Source organism: Pedobacter sp. WC2423, assembly GCF_040822065.1.
Lineage (GTDB): Bacteria > Bacteroidota > Bacteroidia > Sphingobacteriales > Sphingobacteriaceae > Pedobacter.
Genome location: NZ_CP162005.1, coordinates 1,914,529 through 1,933,545, shown reverse-complemented (window position 1 = coordinate 1,933,545; position 19,017 = coordinate 1,914,529). Strand labels below are relative to the sequence as shown.

Annotated in this window: 15 protein-coding genes and 1 tRNA gene; 9 read left to right on the top strand and 7 right to left on the bottom strand. The window is 38.6% G+C overall.

Annotation, left to right across the window (positions count from 1 at the left end; translation table 11 throughout):
• Positions 1–9: 9 nt before the first annotated feature.
• From AB3G38_RS07755 to AB3G38_RS07720, 8 genes are all read left to right on the top strand, one after another.
• Positions 10–1,635, top strand: a complete 1,626-nt coding sequence (locus tag AB3G38_RS07755; RefSeq protein WP_367867922.1) for an MBL fold metallo-hydrolase — start codon at positions 10–12, stop codon at positions 1,633–1,635.
• A gap of 11 nt (positions 1,636–1,646) precedes the next feature.
• Entirely contained in the window at positions 1,647–4,019 is a 2,373-nt protein-coding gene (locus AB3G38_RS07750; RefSeq protein WP_367867921.1) for a TonB-dependent receptor, read from the top strand.
• Between the two features lie 16 nt (positions 4,020–4,035).
• Complete coding sequence (locus tag AB3G38_RS07745; RefSeq protein ID WP_367867920.1) at positions 4,036–5,670, top strand: cyclic peptide export ABC transporter; 1,635 nt, start codon at positions 4,036–4,038, stop codon at positions 5,668–5,670.
• 22 nt (positions 5,671–5,692) lie between these two features.
• Positions 5,693–9,952, top strand: coding sequence for an amino acid adenylation domain-containing protein (locus tag AB3G38_RS07740; RefSeq protein ID WP_367867919.1), 4,260 nt, complete (start codon positions 5,693–5,695; stop codon positions 9,950–9,952).
• Positions 9,953–9,955: 3 nt separating this feature from the next.
• The gene (locus tag AB3G38_RS07735; RefSeq protein WP_367867918.1) at positions 9,956–11,818 is read left to right on the top strand and encodes an alpha/beta fold hydrolase; all 1,863 of its coding nucleotides are present in this window, start codon (positions 9,956–9,958) and stop codon (positions 11,816–11,818) included.
• A gap of 2 nt (positions 11,819–11,820) precedes the next feature.
• A complete protein-coding gene (locus AB3G38_RS07730) occupies positions 11,821–12,033 on the top strand; it encodes a hypothetical protein (protein WP_367867917.1) in 213 nt (70 codons plus the stop codon).
• A 3-nt stretch (positions 12,034–12,036) separates the two neighbouring features.
• Positions 12,037–12,888 (top strand): glycosyltransferase family 9 protein, encoded by an 852-nt coding sequence (locus AB3G38_RS07725; RefSeq protein ID WP_367867916.1) that lies wholly within the window; start codon positions 12,037–12,039, stop codon positions 12,886–12,888.
• Positions 12,889–13,047: 159 nt separating this feature from the next.
• On the top strand, positions 13,048–13,704 hold the full coding sequence (locus tag AB3G38_RS07720; RefSeq protein WP_367867915.1) for a DUF4254 domain-containing protein: 657 nt from the start codon (positions 13,048–13,050) through the stop codon (positions 13,702–13,704).
• Positions 13,705–14,018: 314 nt separating this feature from the next.
• On the opposite strand, the gene AB3G38_RS07715 is transcribed toward AB3G38_RS07720, so the two are convergent.
• The 4 genes from AB3G38_RS07715 to AB3G38_RS07700 all read right to left on the bottom strand — a co-directional run bounded on the left by AB3G38_RS07715 (position 14,019) and on the right by AB3G38_RS07700 (position 16,509).
• A tRNA-Asp gene (locus AB3G38_RS07715) sits at positions 14,019–14,092 on the bottom strand.
• 52 nt (positions 14,093–14,144) lie between these two features.
• Complete coding sequence (locus tag AB3G38_RS07710) at positions 14,145–15,293, bottom strand: PepSY-associated TM helix domain-containing protein (protein ID WP_367867914.1); 1,149 nt, start codon at positions 15,291–15,293, stop codon at positions 14,145–14,147.
• A 660-nt stretch (positions 15,294–15,953) separates the two neighbouring features.
• Positions 15,954–16,160 carry a hypothetical protein gene (locus AB3G38_RS07705; RefSeq protein ID WP_367867913.1) on the bottom strand — a complete coding sequence of 69 codons (207 nt, stop codon included), beginning with the start codon at positions 16,158–16,160 and terminating at the stop codon, positions 15,954–15,956.
• 82 nt (positions 16,161–16,242) lie between these two features.
• Positions 16,243–16,509 carry a hypothetical protein gene (locus AB3G38_RS07700; RefSeq protein ID WP_367867912.1) on the bottom strand — a complete coding sequence of 89 codons (267 nt, stop codon included), beginning with the start codon at positions 16,507–16,509 and terminating at the stop codon, positions 16,243–16,245.
• A gap of 120 nt (positions 16,510–16,629) precedes the next feature.
• On the opposite strand from AB3G38_RS07700, the gene AB3G38_RS07695 reads away from it, so the two are divergent.
• Positions 16,630–16,860: a helix-turn-helix domain-containing protein gene (locus tag AB3G38_RS07695; RefSeq protein ID WP_367867911.1), complete on the top strand. Its 231-nt coding sequence runs from the start codon at positions 16,630–16,632 to the stop codon at positions 16,858–16,860.
• Between the two features lie 43 nt (positions 16,861–16,903).
• Here the strand turns inward: AB3G38_RS07695 and AB3G38_RS07690 are convergent, their stop codons facing one another.
• Genes AB3G38_RS07690 through AB3G38_RS07680 form a run of 3 tightly spaced genes read right to left on the bottom strand, consistent with a single transcriptional unit; the run spans position 16,904 to position 19,016 of the window.
• Complete coding sequence (locus AB3G38_RS07690; RefSeq protein ID WP_367867910.1) at positions 16,904–17,461, bottom strand: TIGR02594 family protein; 558 nt, start codon at positions 17,459–17,461, stop codon at positions 16,904–16,906.
• Complete coding sequence (locus AB3G38_RS07685; RefSeq protein WP_367867909.1) at positions 17,461–17,820, bottom strand: hypothetical protein; 360 nt, start codon at positions 17,818–17,820, stop codon at positions 17,461–17,463. The genes AB3G38_RS07690 and AB3G38_RS07685 overlap by 1 nt, the downstream gene beginning before the upstream one ends.
• Positions 17,820–19,016, bottom strand: coding sequence for a hypothetical protein (locus AB3G38_RS07680; RefSeq protein WP_367867908.1), 1,197 nt, complete (start codon positions 19,014–19,016; stop codon positions 17,820–17,822). The genes AB3G38_RS07685 and AB3G38_RS07680 overlap by 1 nt, the downstream gene beginning before the upstream one ends.
• Position 19,017 lies beyond the last annotated feature (1 nt).

Below are 19,017 nucleotides of genomic sequence, written 5' to 3'. Positions count from 1 at the left end.
TAGTATTTTATGGAAATTAATAATGATGATTTAGTATTCATCAGGCCAAATCTGGCTATAGAACCCTTGATTGATAACTGGTATGCATGGCCTCATTTAGTATCACCTGCCACTGCAGCTATGAACATAAAGGACAGGCACCTGAAGATCATGAATTCATACGTGCAGAACCCGACCATTCATGCGGCGGCCATAAAGAGCCCTAAAATGCTGGGCGGGCCTTTCATCGATTATGGAGGGAAACGAGTAGAGGAGATAAAAGCACTCATCAGCAATACACTGGAGCAATGCGCAGGCTTACTGGGATTAAGAGAAGACATTATCCAGCTCAATGAAATGCTGAAAAAAGAGGCCAGGGGATATGCGCTAACTGATCTTTACTCAAAGGTGCCTGAACGTTTACAAGGGTTAGTAGAGTTAATTTATGATGTGAATAATAATGCCTCTTTCCGTTTTTTTGAGTCGTTGTTATATGCTACAGAATATTATAATGAATCTTTACAGAGTTTTAATCTTTTTCTGGTAAAAGATGATGATTCGAGGTCGTTCGTATTAAGTACACCCAAGCTACCCAATGATGAAATTTTAAGAGTGAACCTCCCTTTTAAGAGTGAAAAGATAGACGAGCTATTTGATCTGTCTATTACACCCCGTAAGTTTAGTGAAATTAAGGATATTTTTGACATAGAGCCGGGAAAAGAAGAGTTATTTAAAAGCTTTTTTACCACAACAGCACCAAGGCAATACGAAAAGTACGAAGGTGATGGCATCCTGACAAGATATTTTGGCCATGCCTGTATTTTAACAGAAACAAAGCATACTACCATATTGGCTGATCCTTTAATTAGCTATGGCTACGAAACGGACATCTCACGTTACTCTTACGAAGATTTACCTGAAAAAATAGATTATGTGCTGATTACGCATAACCATCAGGATCATATTTTATTTGAAACGCTATTGCGGATAAGAAGCAGGGTTGCCAACATTATAGTCCCAAGGAGTAATGGGGGAAGTTTGCAGGACCCTAATTTAAAGCTGATGTTTCAAAAACTGGGTTTTAAGAACATCATAGAGCTGGGTGAGATGGAGACATTGGAATTTAAGGATTGCGCTATTACAGGGTTACCGTTTATTGGGGAGCATTGTGATCTGGATGTGCGTAGTAAATTATGCCATCAGGTTAAATTTAGCGATGGGTTGAAGATGTTATTTGCCGCTGATTCATGCAATGTTTCTCCCCGGCTTTATGAACGGATACATGGTATTACAGGTGATATTGACGTGATATTTTTGGGTATGGAATGCGAAGGCGCTCCCTTAACCTGGTTGTATGGACCACTGATGCCGGAAACGCTGGCAAGAGATAAAGATGAATCAAGACGTTTGGCCGGTTGTAATTTTGAACAATCAAAGGCATTGATCGATGTTTTTAATCCAAGTAACGTGTTTGTATATGCGATGGGCATGGAACCTTGGTTAAAATATATCAGTTCGATAAAGTATACAGATGAGTCAAAACCTATCGTAGAATCTAATAAACTGATTGCCTATTGCCATTCTAAAAACATTGAACCGGAGCGCCTTTACGGAGAGAAAATTATCGAATATAAATTGGAACCAACATTAGATTAGTATAATTAAGTATGAGATTTTTATTTTTTTTATTATTGTTAGTGTCCAATTTTTATCTGCATGCACAGGTAAGTGTAACGGGTAAAATAGTTAGTGGCCGTACCCAGGAGCCAGTGCCCTATGCCTCTGTGACTATTAAAAATAGTTCGCTGAAGGTAATAACCAGCGTGATTACTACTGAAAAAGGGAAATTTGAATTGGATAGTATCCCTGCTGGGAGTTTTACGGTGGAAATCCAGTTTGTAGGTTATAAACCTCTGGTAAAAACGCTGATAACAAGCAGTACAAATGTAGATATGGGGACTATTGCACTGATAGAAAATGTGATTGTACTGAATGAACTGGTAGTGAATAGTGAACCGCCCCGGGTAAGTATGAAGCTTGACAAAAAAGTATATACCGTAGGGAAGGATATATTTGCTCAAAGCGGATCAGCAAGTGGAATTCTGGAAAATATACCTTCTGTTGCTGTAGATGCTAATGGCGTGGTTAGCTTGCGTGGTAAAAGCAGTGTGAATGTGTTGATAGACGGAAAGCGATCAGGGCTAACACTAAACAATGCGCTGGATCAGATCCCTGCAGATAATATTTCTTCTGTTGAGGTGATCACGAGCCCGTCTGCACGATATGATGCTGAGGGTGCTGTTGGAATTATCAACATTATTCTTAAAAAAAATAAAAACGGCGGCTTTAATGGTCAGGCAAGATTAGTTGGAGGTATTCCCAATGATAACCGGGTAAATGCCAGTTTGAACTATAAAACGAATAAGCTGAACCTATTTTCGACTTTGGGGTACCGCTACTCTGACTATAACGGATTCTATTCGTCAGATCAGTTAACTACGGATGGGGGCCTGAGCACATCATTGAATATGCGGCAGGAGGAGAAAAGACATGATTCTGGAAAACTCTTGTATATAGGAGCTGATTATTACATTGATAGTAAAAATACACTCACTGCCGCCTTCTTTAGGAATGATACCAAAGATAGGGATAGGAATGTGTTAAATTATGACTACGGCCATTCAGGTAATTTAAAGGACAGTGCTTTGGTAAGAAATGGTAACTCTCAGGAGGTGCGGGATTATAGCCAGGTGGAATTTAATTATACACGCACATTTGACGCGAAAAGAAAGAAATTTAGTGTGGATATGCAGTATGATTTCTGGAATAGTGATAAGCGCTGGAATTTGACCACACAAAAGATATTTCCGGTTGAAGAACCGGCAGTACCCCTGAGAACAAATTCTGACGGTTCAAGTAAAGACTTTTTGCTCAAAACAGACTTTGCAACCCCCCTTAGCGAGAAATCTTTAGTTGAACTTGGGGCAAAAATAGAAGCGAGATCTGTTACCAGTGATTATAAAGCCGAAGAGTTAGTTGACAATGAATGGACTATTTACAGGGATATTAATAATAAACTGAATTATAAAGAGGTAATAGGAAGTGCATATGCACAGTTTGAAAGTAAGCTCAATAACTTCAGTTACTTATTGGGATTACGTTCAGAATTTACGCATATCGGCATTGATGACAGGAATGCCAGCTATAACAATAAGAAGGATTATGCACGGTTATTCCCTACCGTAAATATGACTTATACGCTTAGTGATGCAACGATGATACAACTGAATTATAGCAGACGGATCAGCAGACCATCTTTACAACTGATCTATCCTTTTGTTGAACTCACCAATTTAAACTCTCAATACATAGGTAATCCAAACCTGAACCCTGCATATACAAATGCAGTGGAGTGGGGATTGATGCAACATTGGAATAAGTTGACGCTTAACCCATCTGTTTATTTCCAAAACACCACTGATTTTGTTCTTTTTTATACTTACCGGGATAGCGACCAAAGTACTTTTTTTACCATACCTGTGAATTTAGATCATGAAAATAGGTATGGATTTGAGTTGTCTGCCACCTACGATCCTAATCAGTGGTTACAGGTAAATGGCGAATATAATATCTATGGCTTTCAACAGCGTGGAAATTATGCAGACAAGAATTTTGATTATTCCAGCCATAACTGGAACGCTCGTTTGGGAACAAGGGTGAAATTCTTACAGGGCTTTGTCTTCCAGGCAAGGTCTAATTTTATAGGCGAACAACGCAATGCACAAAGCACCACAAAAGCCTTATACTATGTTGATCTTGGATTGAGCAAAAATTTGCTGAAAGATAAGATGACAGTAACATTTGACGCAACCAATGTATTTGATAGCCGTCAATATAAAACTTTAGTAAGGGGGGACAATTATACCTTTAACCGTCTTAATAATAGTAATGCAGCCCGTTTTCGTTTAAGCATTGCTTATCGTTTTAACAGAAAAGAACAACAGTCAGAGCGGAAAGAGCAGAGCGGCAACCGTAATTAAATTTAATCTTATTTATATGTTTAAAATTACCTGGAAAAACATTGTTTTTCTCTGTCTTATTGCTATACCCAATACTTTATTCACATTTGGTATTTTGTATATCATCAATGGTATCATAGCAGGCAAGAATCTTTTTTATGCAGATTATATCGGACAACTGTTCTTCCTTATAGTCGTATTGTCCTTTGGCTTGAATATGTTCTTACAGCGTAAAATAATTGCGTTTACTTTTAACGCTATTTACGAGAATGAGCTAAAGATCTTTTCGTCATTGCAGCAGACCAGCCTGCGGCAACTGGAGGCTATAGGGTCAGAACGGATTTATGGAATTGTAGAGGATGTACGTCTGTTTGCATATCTGCCCAGCATTATGTCTGGAACCATCAGTTCGCTTATTTCATTGTTGATTTGCCTGATCTATTATTTTATACTTTCATTTACTGCGGCTATGATCGTTGTATCGATGATTGCCTTGATGGCAATGGGATATGTTATTTATAACAAGCGGTTATTTAAAAGGGTACAGTTATTACGAAAGCTGAATGACCTATACTTTAAAGTAGTTGATGATATATTAAAGGGGTTTAAGGAGTTGAAACTAAGTAAGGTTAAGAGTATTAATCTGTTTGATAAATTTTTAGGGAACAATAGAAAGGAAGTAAGAGATGTAGAGATCGGGATTGTCAACAAGTACCTGGTATTGAATCTGTTCAGCCAATATGGCTTATATCTGTTATTAGGTGTCGTGCTGTTCTTATTACCATTTTTTCATTTATTGAACAGGGAGTCTGTTATTTCCTTTGTGGTCATCTTATTATTTATAATCGGGCCTATCACTAACCTCATAGGAATGCAAAATTTTTATACGCGGAGCTATGTAGCTAATAAACGCGTAACTGCATTTCTTGAGGATTTAAAGGAGCTGCCCGTAGAGACAGCGGGAGTAGCTGAACTGTTTGACGAAGAGGTAGAAGAATTAAGGTTTGAGGACATCACCTATCAGCATCAATCGGATGATTTTGATAGCTCATTTGTAATGGGCCCCATTAACCTGACTGTCAGGAAAGGTGAAACGATCTTTATTATAGGTGGTAACGGAAGTGGTAAGAGTACCTTCATTAATTGTTTGACCGGGTTGTACAGGCCCTCTGGAGGAAGTATTTATCTGAATGGAAAAAAGGTTACCAATGATGGCAGGTACTATAAGGACAAGATCTCTGCGATTTTTACGGATAATCATTTGTTCTCGCGCAATTATGAGAACTACACTTTGAAAGAAAACAAGGAATACAACCGGCTACTGGAGATTATGAAGCTTGATACGGTGGTATTGGACGATAGGGAAGAATCTGCCAGGCGTAAGTTTTCTAAAGGTCAGGGTAAGCGCATGGCCATGATTTTTGCATTATTGGAAGACAGCCCGATTTTGGTACTTGATGAATGGGCCGCAGATCAGGACCCCTATTTCCGGAAATACTTCTATGAAAAGCTGCTGCCTCAGCTAAAAGCAGAGGGAAAAACGATCATCGCTGTTACCCATGATGACGCCTATTTTAAATGTGCAGACAGGATACTGAAATTTGATTACGGAAAGATTGTTCGTGATTTTAATGGAATGCCACAGGAGGGAGAGCTTCTGTGGGAGTTATAACCCCCGTTTAAAACTTACTATATTGACTCCATTTACCTTACCTCAGCAAGATGTTTATTATGAACAGTTATTGCATTCTGATAAACCTATTTATAATATAGGTGCGAAAATATTAATTAAAGGGCCACTTAGCTTTATCCTTATGGAGAAGGCTTATAAGTGCCTTATTGAACAGCATGATAACTTTCGAAGTGTGATTACCGAGAGCGGTTTTTATGTTTTGCCCCATTATGAAGGGAAGCTTGAGTTTGCAGATTTTTCATTGACTGCTGATGCAGACGAAAAAGCTAATGACTATATGCAGGCATCCTTTATGCAGCCCTTTGATTTGTTTGCAGATAAACCTTTACACAGATTTTGTTTAGTCAAAGTGAGTGACTCTTTTCACTATCTGTTTTCTGTTTATCATCATATTATTACGGATGGCTGGGGAACCTCGTTGTTATTTCAAAGGTTGGTCAGGAACTATAACGAGCTGAAAGAATTTGGGGAGGTACAAAGTACTTACCCATTTAAATATACTGACTATGTTGCGGATGATGTAAGTTATGAGCAGGGAGAACTGTATGGAAAAGACAGGGAATACTGGCTAAACAGGTTTGCTGTATTGCCCGAAGTGCTGATACCCGAAGCAGCAATACCTGCAAGTAAGCGTATGGAACTCCTGGTGCCGCGCGCATTGTATAATCAATTAGGAGGGGCATCTTTTCACACTATACTGGGTGTATTGTATACCTACCTGGGCAGATTTTATGGCAACAACGATTTTGCTATCGGGTTGCCTGTGCTTAACAGGGATAAGGCCATTTTTAAAAAAACAGCGGGACTATTTATGGGTGTTTCTGCTTTACGTATGGAATTGGAACCTGAAGAGACATTTGAGCAGTTTGTGGGGAGAATAAAAAGGCAATTGAGACAAGACTATCGGCATCAGCGCTTTCCTTTAGGAAAACTGGTGAGAGAGTTGGGGATGCATAAACTATTTAGTGTTACGTTATCTTATGAGAAGCATAATTATGCCGATACATTTAAAGATACCCTGACAAAGGTGCTGCCTTTGACACATGGGGCTGAGCGCGTACCACTAGCAATTTATATTAGAGAGTTTAATCCCGAAGAGGATGTGAAAATTGATTTTGATTATAATGTAAGCTGTTTTAACACGGCTGCTATTGAACGTTTAATCAGACACTTTGAGTATTTACTGCGTAAAGTTGTTGCTCAACCCGACATTTTACTGAAAAATTTAAACTGTATCCCTGAATGGCAATATCAGGATCGTATGGCTACTTATCCTTCGGAGCAAACAGTTGTTGAGCTTATTGAACGGCAAGCAGCCTTTTTTCCTGAAGCAGATGCTGTGCGTGATGCAGATTTTTGTTATACTTATACAGCACTAAAACATGCTTCTGATGGTATTGCAGCTTATCTGTTAACTGTGCTGGAAGGAGATGGGCCTGTCGCTGTATTGATGGATCGTTCTGCTAATCTGGTCGTGCTATTACTGGGCGTGCTGAAATCGGGGCGGGCATATATTCCGCTGGATCCGACTTTTCCGGCTTCTCGTCTAAGCTATATTATTGAGGATAGTAAGGCAACCACGCTGATTCATCAGGCACCTTATGAAAAAATTGGTGGAACGCATGTAAATGCGCTAAGGGTGGAGCATATTTTTGATGAGATTGCAGCGGTTGAACCTAATGTTAAGATTACACCTGGTTCTGCAGCATATATTATTTATACTTCTGGTTCAACCGGAAATCCGAAGGGTGTAGAGATTACGCATCGTTCGCTGGTAAACTTCCTGTTGAGTATGCAGCGTGAACCGGGTATCCGGCAAGGTGATTTGCTCTTTGCTGTAACCACCTATTCTTTTGATATTTCTATACTGGAATTCTTTTTGCCATTGATCAGCGGTGCGGTAACCTACATAGCGGATAGTAAAACATTGTCAGATCCGGTGGAACTGATCGCTCAATTGGTAGTACTGGATCCTGATATCATACAGGCGACGCCGGGTTTTTACCAGTTATTATTTAATGCAGGCTGGCAGGGAAGCAGGCATTTAAAGGTGTTGTGCGGTGGAGATATGCTAAGTGGTGCTCTGGCTGACAGGTTATTAGCCACTTCTCTGGAATTATGGAACATGTATGGGCCTACAGAAACTACCATATGGTCTGGAATAAAGCGAATATGGAGTGCGAACGATGCGAAAAATATAGGCAGGCCGATTAACAATACGTCATTCTATATTCTTGATCCCTGGTTACATCCTTTACCTGTAGGCGCTGAAGGCGAAATTTATATAGGCGGAAGCGGACTTGCCCGGGGATATTACAGAAATGAGGTATTGACCAGGGAGCGATTTATTGATAGGGCTGGCATCCGTCTTTATAAAACTGGTGATACAGGAAAGTGGAATGAAGATGGGGAAATCATTTTGACCGGCAGAAAAGACGATCAGGTGAAAATACGTGGGTACCGGATAGAGCTTGGGGAGATTGAGAAAAAATTTGTCGCGCTGCCCGGGATAGATGAGGCTATAATAGTTGCCAGGAAGGATGTTGACCAGGACGCTTACCTGATTGGTTTTGTGAAAACAAGTGTACAGGGTTTTTCTGCGCAGGAAGTGATTGATAAATTACGGAAGAGTTTACCTGATTACATGATCCCGAAGATGATTGTGGCACTTGAAGCATTCCCTATAACCCCTAATAAAAAGATAGATAGGAAAGCATTGAGTCAGTATAATTTGTCGCAATTTGTTACACATGGTGTGATAGAACATCCAGCAGACGATGTATCTGTGGCGCTGAGTGGTTTGTGGCAGGAAATATTGAAAACTGACATTATAGCTATGGACAGTAATTTCTTTTCTTTAGGTGGTCATTCTATTAAAGCCATGCAGCTTGTGAAGTCTGTGAATGAATACTTCCATATTCAATTGGGTCTTAAAGATATTTTTGAGTATCCTTTTATCAGCGAGCAGGTGAAAAGGATCAAAGATGCTGTAAAGGAGGTATTTATGCCTATTCCACAGTGTGAATTAGCGGCAACTTATGATATCGCTGTTGTACAACAGCTATTGTGGCTGGCTTGTCAACAACCGCAGGTATCTGTTACTTATAACATGTATGCTGCATTTGAGCTGACAGATGATATTGACTCCATTATAAATGGTTTACAGTCGCTAATTAATACCCATGAGATTTTACGTACTAATTTTATTGAAATTGAAGGAATACCTAAACAGCTGATTCGTTCAGCACAGACATTGAGGTTTCAACAAATTGAAGTATTGGACACTGATGAGGCTGATATATTTATTGCAGACATGGTGCATACCGCTTTTGATCTGGAAAATGATTTGTTGCTGAGGGTTTGTTTGGTGAAGGTAAATAGAGGACCAGAAATATTGGTGTTTGTGACGCACCATCTGATTATGGATGGTTGGTCATTGGAGCTGTTTGTGAAAGGGTTAAGGACAGTTCATCAACCCGCTATACAGTATAAAGATTATGCAGCATGGAGCCATCGTCAACCTGATCAGCAAACAGCGCATGCGTATTGGTTAAAGCAGTTGCGGGGATACCAGCCAGTGCAGAGTTTTAAGACCGACAGGACGGTTCGTTCTTTTAAAGGGGCAAAGATTGATTTTTCTATGGATAGTCGTTTGCAGCAGCTGGCCAATACATTTGGCTGTTCTTTATTTACTGTAGTACTGGCATCTGTTCAGGCATTGATATATACCAATACAGGGCAATCTGACTGCTGTATTGGTATTCCGGTTGCCGGTCGTAAACATCCTGATGTACAACATTTGCTCGGGATGTTCGTGAATACACTGGCATTTAGGAATCAGGTAGAAGGTTCATTTAAAACATTGTGCCTGCAAACTAAATCCTTACTTGCAGCAAGTTTGGAATATGACTCTTACCCGCTGCATCAGCTGTTAAACGAGATTCCTTTTGATGTAATGATAGCCTGGCAAGTGCAGGAAACGGATCTTTTACCATGGAAAAAATATCCTGTTGTGCATCGGGTTAGCCGTTTACCTATTACATTCTCTTTCCTGGAACTTACAACTGGTTTATCTTGTGAAGTGGAGTATGATACCGGTTTATATCAGGAAAGCACTATACTATTAATGATATCAAATTATCAGCAACTGCTGGAGGAGATAATCAGTAACCCCTTAATACTTATCAGTGATATCCATATGGAATCAATCTTGGAGAAAAGAATGAAACAGAATGGAACTACTATCGATTTTAATTTTTAAACTATGAAATACACATTTTTTGCTATTTTTTTCTTGTCGTTTATACGCTTGTACGGGCAGGAAACCTTTGTACGATCTGATAATTTTTCTGGTATTGATATGAAAGGTGTCAATGCAGAATGGGGCCATCTTACTGTTCCCGAAAATTGGGAAAATAACAAGGGTAATAAGGTTGTTTTAGCGGTAACCATCCTTAAAAGCGCTATTAAACCCGCAAAGGGCGGGATTGTGTTTATTGCGGGAGGGCCGGGGGGCAATGCTGTGAAATCTATAAAAAAGTGGCTGAATAATCCAGTGCATCAGTCGCACGATATTATTCTTGTTGATATGCGGGGTTCAGGATTATCTGCACCGCAATTGTGTCCTGACCTGGGTAAGTCATTTATGAAGGTTTTAGGGGACGATGCTACCAGGCAGGAGGACATCAAAGCAAGAGTGGCAATTACAGATGGTTGTAAAATTGCGCTGCTTAAGCGGAATATAGATATCAATGCATACCATAGTACAAGTATGGCTTATGACCTGCATGCCTTAAAGAAAGCATTAGGCTATGATAAATGGGGAGTGTACGGCGTTTCTTATGGAACAAGAATCGCATTGGAGTATGTGAAGCATTTTCCTGAAGATGTGAAAGAATTGGTGATGGATTCGCCGGTGATACCGTTTGCAGGATTGTATGACCATAATACAAGCAATTTTACAAGGGCGCTGAATGTCTTTTTTAAAAAATATAAGGCTGATAAATCCATGGTAGAGGCTTATGGAGATATAGAACAATTATTTTACAGTACAGTGGATGACCTGGACAAACACCCATGGACTTTTAATGTCTCAAAAAAGATCCATCCATCAGGAAAGTTCAGCTTGAATGCTCAGGATTTTTTGCTTGCTGTGCAACAGGGGATTTATGAACGCAAATTTTTTGAGCTACTGCCGGCCATCATTAAACAGTTTCATGAAAGAAATGAAGGAATGGTGCTCCAATTAATAGGATCTTTGAAGAACCATCTGAACCTGGATTATGGCACTTATTATTGCGTATTATGCCAGGAGACACTACCAGTAAATTCAGTGGAAGCATTTAAGAAAGATGCCTCATCTGCTAAAGGCTTTCTTGCCGGTGGTTTACCTTTTTATGAGGGTGATTATGCTGTTTGTGCGAGTTGGGGACATGGTAAAGTACCAGTGGTGGATTCTGCAAAGATCAACGCCAATTTTCCAACACTAATATTATCAGGAGAGTTTGATCCTGTTATTCCACCTGAGAGTGGACGGATTCTGGGGGAAATGTTACCTCATAGTACAGTGATTTTATGTGCCAATCAAGGACATGTACCTGGTTTTACCAAATGTGGCACTGAATTAATTAACGCATTTCTAAATCACCAGAAGGTTGATGGTAAGTGTTATGCTGAAGATCCGGTGAAGTTTACCAAAGCGCTAAAGATAAGTAAAGGCATAGCGAAGATGGCAGGTGATATCAGAAAACCGGGATTAGCATTAGTTCCACTGATTATCGGTTTGTTAAGTCTGTTGTTGGGACTGATAAAGGTTGTTTCAGGGCGGCAGGCTTCTTTGATTTATTGGTTAAGCGGCATATCCATCGTGTTAACATTGCTTACATTTTTGGGTTTTGTTTATGCTATCAACTTAACGGCTTCTTCCAATATTTATATACTGGCGCTGGGCTTACCAGGACAATATGCTTTCCTGTTTATCCTCCCATATCTTATCGCTGCACTAATCTTATGTATGTTAATCTTGTTATGCCGAAAGGAGAACAGGAAATATTTATTTGCATGGTTTGTTGTGCTGGGTTTGTCCATTTCCATCGCATACTGCTTTTATTGGCATTTATTCTATTAATTATGAGGACTGAACATGAAATAAGATCAAAGATTGAAGAGTTTACTATCAATCTATCTATCATTAAGTTAAAAATGGAGCAGGAGCTGGAGAAGCATTTTATGAAAAGAGATAAACGTCTGTTGCTTTTTCTGCACAAGGAAAAGAGCATTTGGGAATTTGCACTGCTGCAAATGCAATGGTTGTTAGATGATGACATAGGAAAAAGAGATTAAAATATGAAAGCTTATCGAATTATTATAGCAGGAGGGTTAGGTGATGTATTATTGACCACGCCGACTATTAAAGCGTTGAAAGAAGCAGCGCCCGACCGTAAAATTGTTTTGTACTGCATGAATGAACGTCAGCAGGGGATATTTAAGAATAATCCTCATGTAGATCGTGTAACAAGTATTTCATTCTTTAGAAACCCCATTTCTTTTATAAAATATTTTATGAAATGGGAACCCTTTCACACTGATTTTTACGCCGCATTGATGCCAGCTATTTTTTGTGATCAAAATGCTAAAGACCTGATAGCAGGGTTACATCATCTGGAGTTGAAAGACAATAAGGTACAGCTCTTTTTATCAGAAAAGGAAGAGCATATGGCCAGAACATTTATGGCGCAGTATAGGAATCCTATATTGATGCATATTACATCTAAAACCTCTAAAAACCAGGAATGGGAAGTGGAGAACTGGGAGGCGCTGGTTAGATCGATGCCAGAATATACATTTCTCCAGTTGGGCGTAGCGGCAGAAAAAAAGATAAATAATGCCGTAGATTTAAGGGATAAAGTCTCATTCAGAGATACCCTGGCATTAATTAAATACGCAAGAAGTTTTGTAGGGGTTAATTCTTCTTTTTCTCATGCAACCAACGCGTTTGATATACCTGGGGTTGTCTTATTTGGTCCTGCCAGGCCTGAGATATGGGGACATATCAATAATATCAATTTATATAAACCAGTACGTTGCTCTCCATGCCTGGAATTGTTGTTTCATTCTCCATGTCCTTATGATAAACTTTGTATGCGTTCTATCTCTGTTGAGGAAGTCCGCACAGCCTTGTTAAAGCAGTTATCCTGAATCTTTGAAACCTGCTCCTAATACAGAACCGTTTTTCCTTAGAAAATTTGGTTTTTAATCCGACTATTTTGAATTGGTAAGCGCATATTCTTTGCGTTGTGGCTATTTACAAGCATCTTTTTATTTACTTAAGTTTTTACTTTTTAACTGATTAACATTATGGAATTTATTAATTGCGCCATTGATTTCGATCAACAGGAAAATCAAATAGGCACTTTGGCGAATACAGTATATATCCGGACAATAGCGGATTATCATATCAAGGATGATCCCAATTCCTTAATTAAAAATGTCTTTCATCCGGAATCTGTTTCTGCCTTATTGTATTCTAAATGCTGGATAGATACTATACAATGGCATTTGGAAGATGAAATCAGGAGGATTGATCTTGATCCTCAACAATGTCTGCTTATAAAGCGCAGAATTGATAAGTCTAACCAGGACAGAACTAATATCGTAGAAGTAATAGATGATTATTTTCTTCGTCAATACAGCAAGGTTAAACCTCTGGAAAACGCAAAGATAAATACAGAAAGTCCGGCCTGGGCATTGGATCGCCTCTCGATACTTGCGCTGAAAATATATCATATGCAGGCTGAGCTAGACAGAAATGATACGTCTGCTGAACATGCTGCAGCATGTTCACTTAAACTGGAGACTTTATTGGAACAACGGGTAGATCTTTGCAAGAGTATTAATGAGCTCCATCACGATATAACAATAGGTGCAAAACGAATGAAAGTATACAGGCAGATAAAAATGTACAATGATCCTAATCTTAATCCCGTACTTTATAATTCAAAAGTGAACTCTTAACACTGCGTTCAAACAATAATAAAGAGTTGCTAAATCTGTATCTAACATCACTTCTATGTAGTCAGATAAATCTGGTTTCCCTCCTTCATCTTGTTTTTGTAATTTAAAATATATCGTGTAATAATCTGTTTATAAGTGTTTTATATGTGATTTGGGGAGTCATTTCAATTTCCAGATTTACTTACCAGATCACTTGCATGAAATTAATCAGGGTAGTATGAGAAAAATTGAATATTTCGGAGGGTCTGTTAAATCAAAAAAGCCTTTAATCGCAAGATTAAAGGCTTTTTAATGTTTTCAAGATTTACATCTTGCGGACCGGACGGGACTCGAACCCGCGACCTCCGCCGTGACAGGGCGGCATTCTAACCAGCTGAACTACCGGTCCGTTTCTCCCTTGCGGGGCTGCAAAGATAGAAAACAATATTTCAAAACCAAATCTATTTTTTCTTTTTTTTCTTTCCCCTGTTTAACCAGATCATAAACCCGGTTACAGGTAAGCTCGCTGCAACTAAACTGGCAATAAAAGCTATAATTTTTCCAGGTAAGCCTAATATAGCTCCTACATGAATATCGTAATTCATACCGATTAGCTTTTCACCCACATTTTGCTCCTCATAATTCCTTCTGTACAGCAATTTCCCGGAATACTGATCAAATTGTAAAGCATCTGAATGATAATACGTTTCCTTACCCTGTATGCCATAAATGTAAATTACACCATCAGCGCCAGCAGCAGGGGAGACGTTTATTCTGTCTGAAGCAGGTAACAATGCCCTGGCCTTATTAAATGCAATATCTACCGGATACCATACAGGCGGAGCAGGTTTTGATTTTACCTGCTTAACTTCAGGAGGCGTCATTGATCCGGAAGCAACTACATAAACAGTTGTCTGAAACCACTTAAATGCGAATACCATGCCCGTTAAAGCTAATACCAGTGTAATCAGCATCACATAAAATCCAGAAACATTATGAAGGTCATAAACAACTCTTTTAAACCCGGCCTTCCACTTGATCTTAAAACTTTTATTAATATTGGTTTTACTCCATTTTTTTGGCCACCACATGATCATACCAGTAATCAGGATGAACACAAATATCAGCGTACTATAACCAACAATGTTTTGTCCGTAAGTATCATTTAATAACAAGCTCCAGTGAATGAACTTTACGATATTAAAGAAGTCATATTTATAATTATGTAATCCAGTAACTACTCCTGTATACGGATTAATGAAAACAGATTCATAGTGCGCTATTGTTCCAAAGTACGTTAATGCTTTTGGGTCACCTGCCTTATAAGCCATGAACTCCCATGCATGCTCTTTATCCTTATAAGTCGTAGAGAAATTAACCGGATGATCCTTACCCAACGTCTGCTCAGCCTTCTTTAAAAGTGTACTATAAGGTAGTGTAACCGCTGAAGAAGGTGGTTTTACAAAGAATGTTTCCTTATGGATGAGATCAGATATCTCTTTTTGGAAAACAAACAAACAGCCGGTAATGCTAACTATTAATACAACCAATCCGGTGATTAAACCTAGCCAGAGATGTATTTGGCCTATTATTTTGCGAAACCTTGTCATTAGAATTTATAAGCAAAACATACGGCTTCAGACGTAAAAATTATCATTTATTATTTTTTTGAAGAAAGATTAATCCTTTTAACGGCCTTCTGTATTCTATTTAGACTCATTAAAAATTATGCAAATCAACAGATATTTGATCTTAACATCAAATATTTTAACATTTATAATCGCCAAAACCAAATTTCCAATTTTTCAAAACCAAATTTCCAATTTTAGTTATTTTTCGGCGCCTTAACCCACCTATTTAACTTCATTTAAATGTAGTTTTAATCGCGTTTAAACTTGTAAACATGAACACTATTCCGTATCTTTAAGTACAAATAAAGGGGCTTATTATGCATAAATTCTTTAACAATAAAGCATTAAGAAAGGTAAATGGTAAGCAATACGCAAGACCGTTTATTGTGAAACGTTACAACAGCCCTTGGCCTATAAGAAACCTTGTTGACATTGATATATGGTACAATCGCATGCTTTTTTCATTGGAGTATGAACATATAGTAATCAGTGACGCACCTTGTAAGATCAAGCTTACTCCTAAAAAGCAGGAATCTTATCCGATTACCACTAAAGAATTTGACGACTTGGTCAATTTAAATAAATTTTACAGACGACCTTTATAATTACCAGATATATTGTTACAATGGAAGCCCTTTATTATTGAAGGGCTTCTTTTATTAAAGCCCTCAGCGCATTTTCTTCTTCTGATGACACATTACTACTCTCAGACATAGACACGGCCTCTGTAGTGTCTATATACCCCGCAAAACGCGTATTAATTGATATGTTGAACAGATAAGGTTGACCTTTGACTTGTGAAACAGTTATTTCCTTACCGTTCATCTGTGTTGTGAATTTATCCATGCACAAAATTAGCTATTGTGTTTAAACAATAAAAGCCCCATTCTAATATAGAATTGGGGCTTTCGCATTGTGGTGTGTTGTATTAGATTTTTAAATTTTGAATCGCTTTTCCAATTTTTACGAGCAGCTCTTCTGTTAGCTCAATATGCTTTTCTATATGTAAAGGCCGCTCGAATTCCTGTAATTGTTCAATATTAAGCTTTGTGGAATCACTACTTTTAGATTCATAATAATCTATTAGATGACGTATATAAGAACGCTCAGTGTCTGAAAGCGAACTCCATACAGGATCTGTAAAAGGTTTGGGAACTTCTGACTGCTCCTTTACAGTTGTTTGGTTATTTTTCATAATAATGCGTTTGGTTGAATAAAAGTAATAATTAATTTCAATTGGTTAGTATATACCAAACACTTTTCCAAATTATTATACATTCTTTAGCAGCCTTTAAGAGAAAGATACGATAGTAATATGCGAGAAAGGGACGAAAAGGCAATATCAGCTGTAGGAAGAAATATCACCAAATACAGAAATGAAAAGGGCTGGTCTGTGCGAAAACTTGCTACTATCAGTTTAATTGAACATTCCAGCATAAGCGAGTATGAAAATGGGAAAAAAGATATTGGAATATCAGTTATTACAAGATTATCGAAAGCTTTAGAAATACATCCGGGTAAACTTTTTGACGGATTCGATGAATAAACAAAAAAAATCCCCTGATCTTTCGGCCAGGGGATTTTTACTTTTAATCTTCGCGTGTCTTTGGCGCAGAGCCATCTAAATTATTATAATAATGCTTTTTAACACCTAAAGGCTGCACGCCAAATACCGCTCGTCTTACATCAGTTATATCAGATTTAAGAATCCATGTTGCACATACGCTATCAGATTGATTACCACCATAACAGCGGAAATACTTATCATTCTCGCCTATAATGTAGGTTACGTGCCCGCCTCCGTCACGCTCTTTAATTGCTGTATCACCTACCATCGCGTTTTTTATATCAACTTTTACGCCCCACGTTCTCCACCACAATGACGATAACAATTTAGGAGCAGGTAACTTAAGCTTATTGCTTCGGTAAGCGCAAATCCCTTTAAACAACCCGCACCAAGGCACCTTATCTGCTGGATACCACCCATCAACACCAAGTAGCTTAGCCCATTTCATGATATCAACATTGTTATTGGCACCCTTTGTTTCCAATAATCCATTATGCCGTATTGCCTCCTGTAATTCTTTAGGCAGATATTCAGCGTTATTCAGCCAGACATCAATGCCTGTAAATAGTTTTCCCATCATTATTTGATTAAACTGTCCTTATCCCTTGCCAAAGCCTGTAATGCTTCCAGCTTAGTGATTACATGATCACTACCATATCCAATAAATACAGCTGACAACATTGTTATTTCTTGACCGAACAATGCAGATGAGAAGCGAATCCCAATAAACACAGGTAATGCGCTTGCCAGAAGCTTTAAAATATTATCCCACACTAAGAATGTCAGTGAGAATTTATAAGGCGTCTCAGGGCTTAATTTATCCCTTTTGATAGCTTTAACCCTGAGCGATATAATAGCACCTATTAAAGCGAAGATCATTGCAGCAACAAATGTCGGCCAGTCGTTACCACCTAGTAGTAATTGAATTAGTTTTTCCATTAATCTTTGAATACTTTTATTTTAAATAAAGTAGGGCTTGGATCAAAAGTTCCATTTGTGCTTGTGTTAAATAGTGATATTTTGACAACATTTGAAGAACTTACATAACACTGAAATATGAATTGTAAAGGCAACCCCGAACCGCCAAATACAGCAACGTCGCCCGGGATAGCTCCCGGTACATCAATAGTTAATTCAGCTACACCTCCGGGGGAAATAGAACCGAAATCTAATATTTTAGAACCGGTTAAAACTTTACTATCAACATAAATTTTATTCGCACCATCATTAGGATTCGTAGGCGCACCCGAAAAAGTGATCTTTCCGGTTATAGTCAAAGGATTATTTATTGCAACACCGCCTCCCAGATCATTACTTATAACTAAAGCCGAACCATTGTGCGCCATGTAACCCCAACGGGTTGTATTTGTTATATCGTACCATGACATAAATGGTGCTGTACCTATCATCCTAATTGCGTTATTCCCAATACCACCCGCGGTTATCATGTTATAAAATTTTGCATCACCATTAGGGAGTAGTTCTAAAGCATCCACTCTATGAGCAAGATAATTACCCAGGGGTGTTGTCTGAAATAGCAAAGATGTACCATTAGCAGTTGATGTGAAATTTTGACGGGCAATAGCCTGTATAGCTACTGATGATGCAGCGAAATTAACACCATCAAAACCACGAAAACCAAATGAGGCCAATACATCACCGTTTAAAACTGCCAACGGGTTTGCAAATGTGCCCCTTGCTTTTCTAATGTGAAAATTTGCAAGCCCGGTACTATTGGAATATGCTGTACCCTGAAATAGATATGAGAAATTATTTCCAGCATCATTGACAATATTAAAAGCATGCGGTGGATCATCTACATTCGGCCTATCGTTAAAAACACCGCCAACTGATGAAGGGGACATAAATTCCTTTCTACCATTTATAACTTCTGATCCGGTGTTGTGAACGACATTTGCATCTATAGCCTTTAAGTTTAGCAAACTATCCATTTTAGCCTTAGTTCCAAGGTTCCGGTATTGACGACCTGGTGTCCCTGTCCAAACAGAACCATCAGGGCTTAACCATTGTTGATTAGAATACGGAATGCTACCAAATGGCAGTGCCGGTTGAGTCTGCGCAAATACAGTAGATATTGCACATGAGAGAATTGATAACACTATTGTTCTTTTCATA

Coding starts and splice junctions, on each gene's coding strand:
- AB3G38_RS07680 (WP_367867908.1), bottom strand. CDS start 19,016: ATGAAAAGAACAATAGTGTTATCAATTCTCTCATGTGCAATATCTACT.
- AB3G38_RS07720 (WP_367867915.1), top strand. CDS start 13,048: ATGGAATTTATTAATTGCGCCATTGATTTCGATCAACAGGAAAATCAA.
- AB3G38_RS07735 (WP_367867918.1), top strand. CDS start 9,956: ATGAAATACACATTTTTTGCTATTTTTTTCTTGTCGTTTATACGCTTG.
- AB3G38_RS07695 (WP_367867911.1), top strand. CDS start 16,630: ATGCGAGAAAGGGACGAAAAGGCAATATCAGCTGTAGGAAGAAATATC.
- AB3G38_RS07745 (WP_367867920.1), top strand. CDS start 4,036: ATGTTTAAAATTACCTGGAAAAACATTGTTTTTCTCTGTCTTATTGCT.
- AB3G38_RS07690 (WP_367867910.1), bottom strand. CDS start 17,461: ATGATGGGAAAACTATTTACAGGCATTGATGTCTGGCTGAATAACGCT.
- AB3G38_RS07755 (WP_367867922.1), top strand. CDS start 10: ATGGAAATTAATAATGATGATTTAGTATTCATCAGGCCAAATCTGGCT.
- AB3G38_RS07750 (WP_367867921.1), top strand. CDS start 1,647: ATGAGATTTTTATTTTTTTTATTATTGTTAGTGTCCAATTTTTATCTG.
- AB3G38_RS07725 (WP_367867916.1), top strand. CDS start 12,037: ATGAAAGCTTATCGAATTATTATAGCAGGAGGGTTAGGTGATGTATTA.
- AB3G38_RS07705 (WP_367867913.1), bottom strand. CDS start 16,160: ATGGATAAATTCACAACACAGATGAACGGTAAGGAAATAACTGTTTCA.
- AB3G38_RS07700 (WP_367867912.1), bottom strand. CDS start 16,509: ATGAAAAATAACCAAACAACTGTAAAGGAGCAGTCAGAAGTTCCCAAA.
- AB3G38_RS07730 (WP_367867917.1), top strand. CDS start 11,821: ATGAGGACTGAACATGAAATAAGATCAAAGATTGAAGAGTTTACTATC.
- AB3G38_RS07685 (WP_367867909.1), bottom strand. CDS start 17,820: ATGGAAAAACTAATTCAATTACTACTAGGTGGTAACGACTGGCCGACA.
- AB3G38_RS07710 (WP_367867914.1), bottom strand. CDS start 15,293: ATGACAAGGTTTCGCAAAATAATAGGCCAAATACATCTCTGGCTAGGT.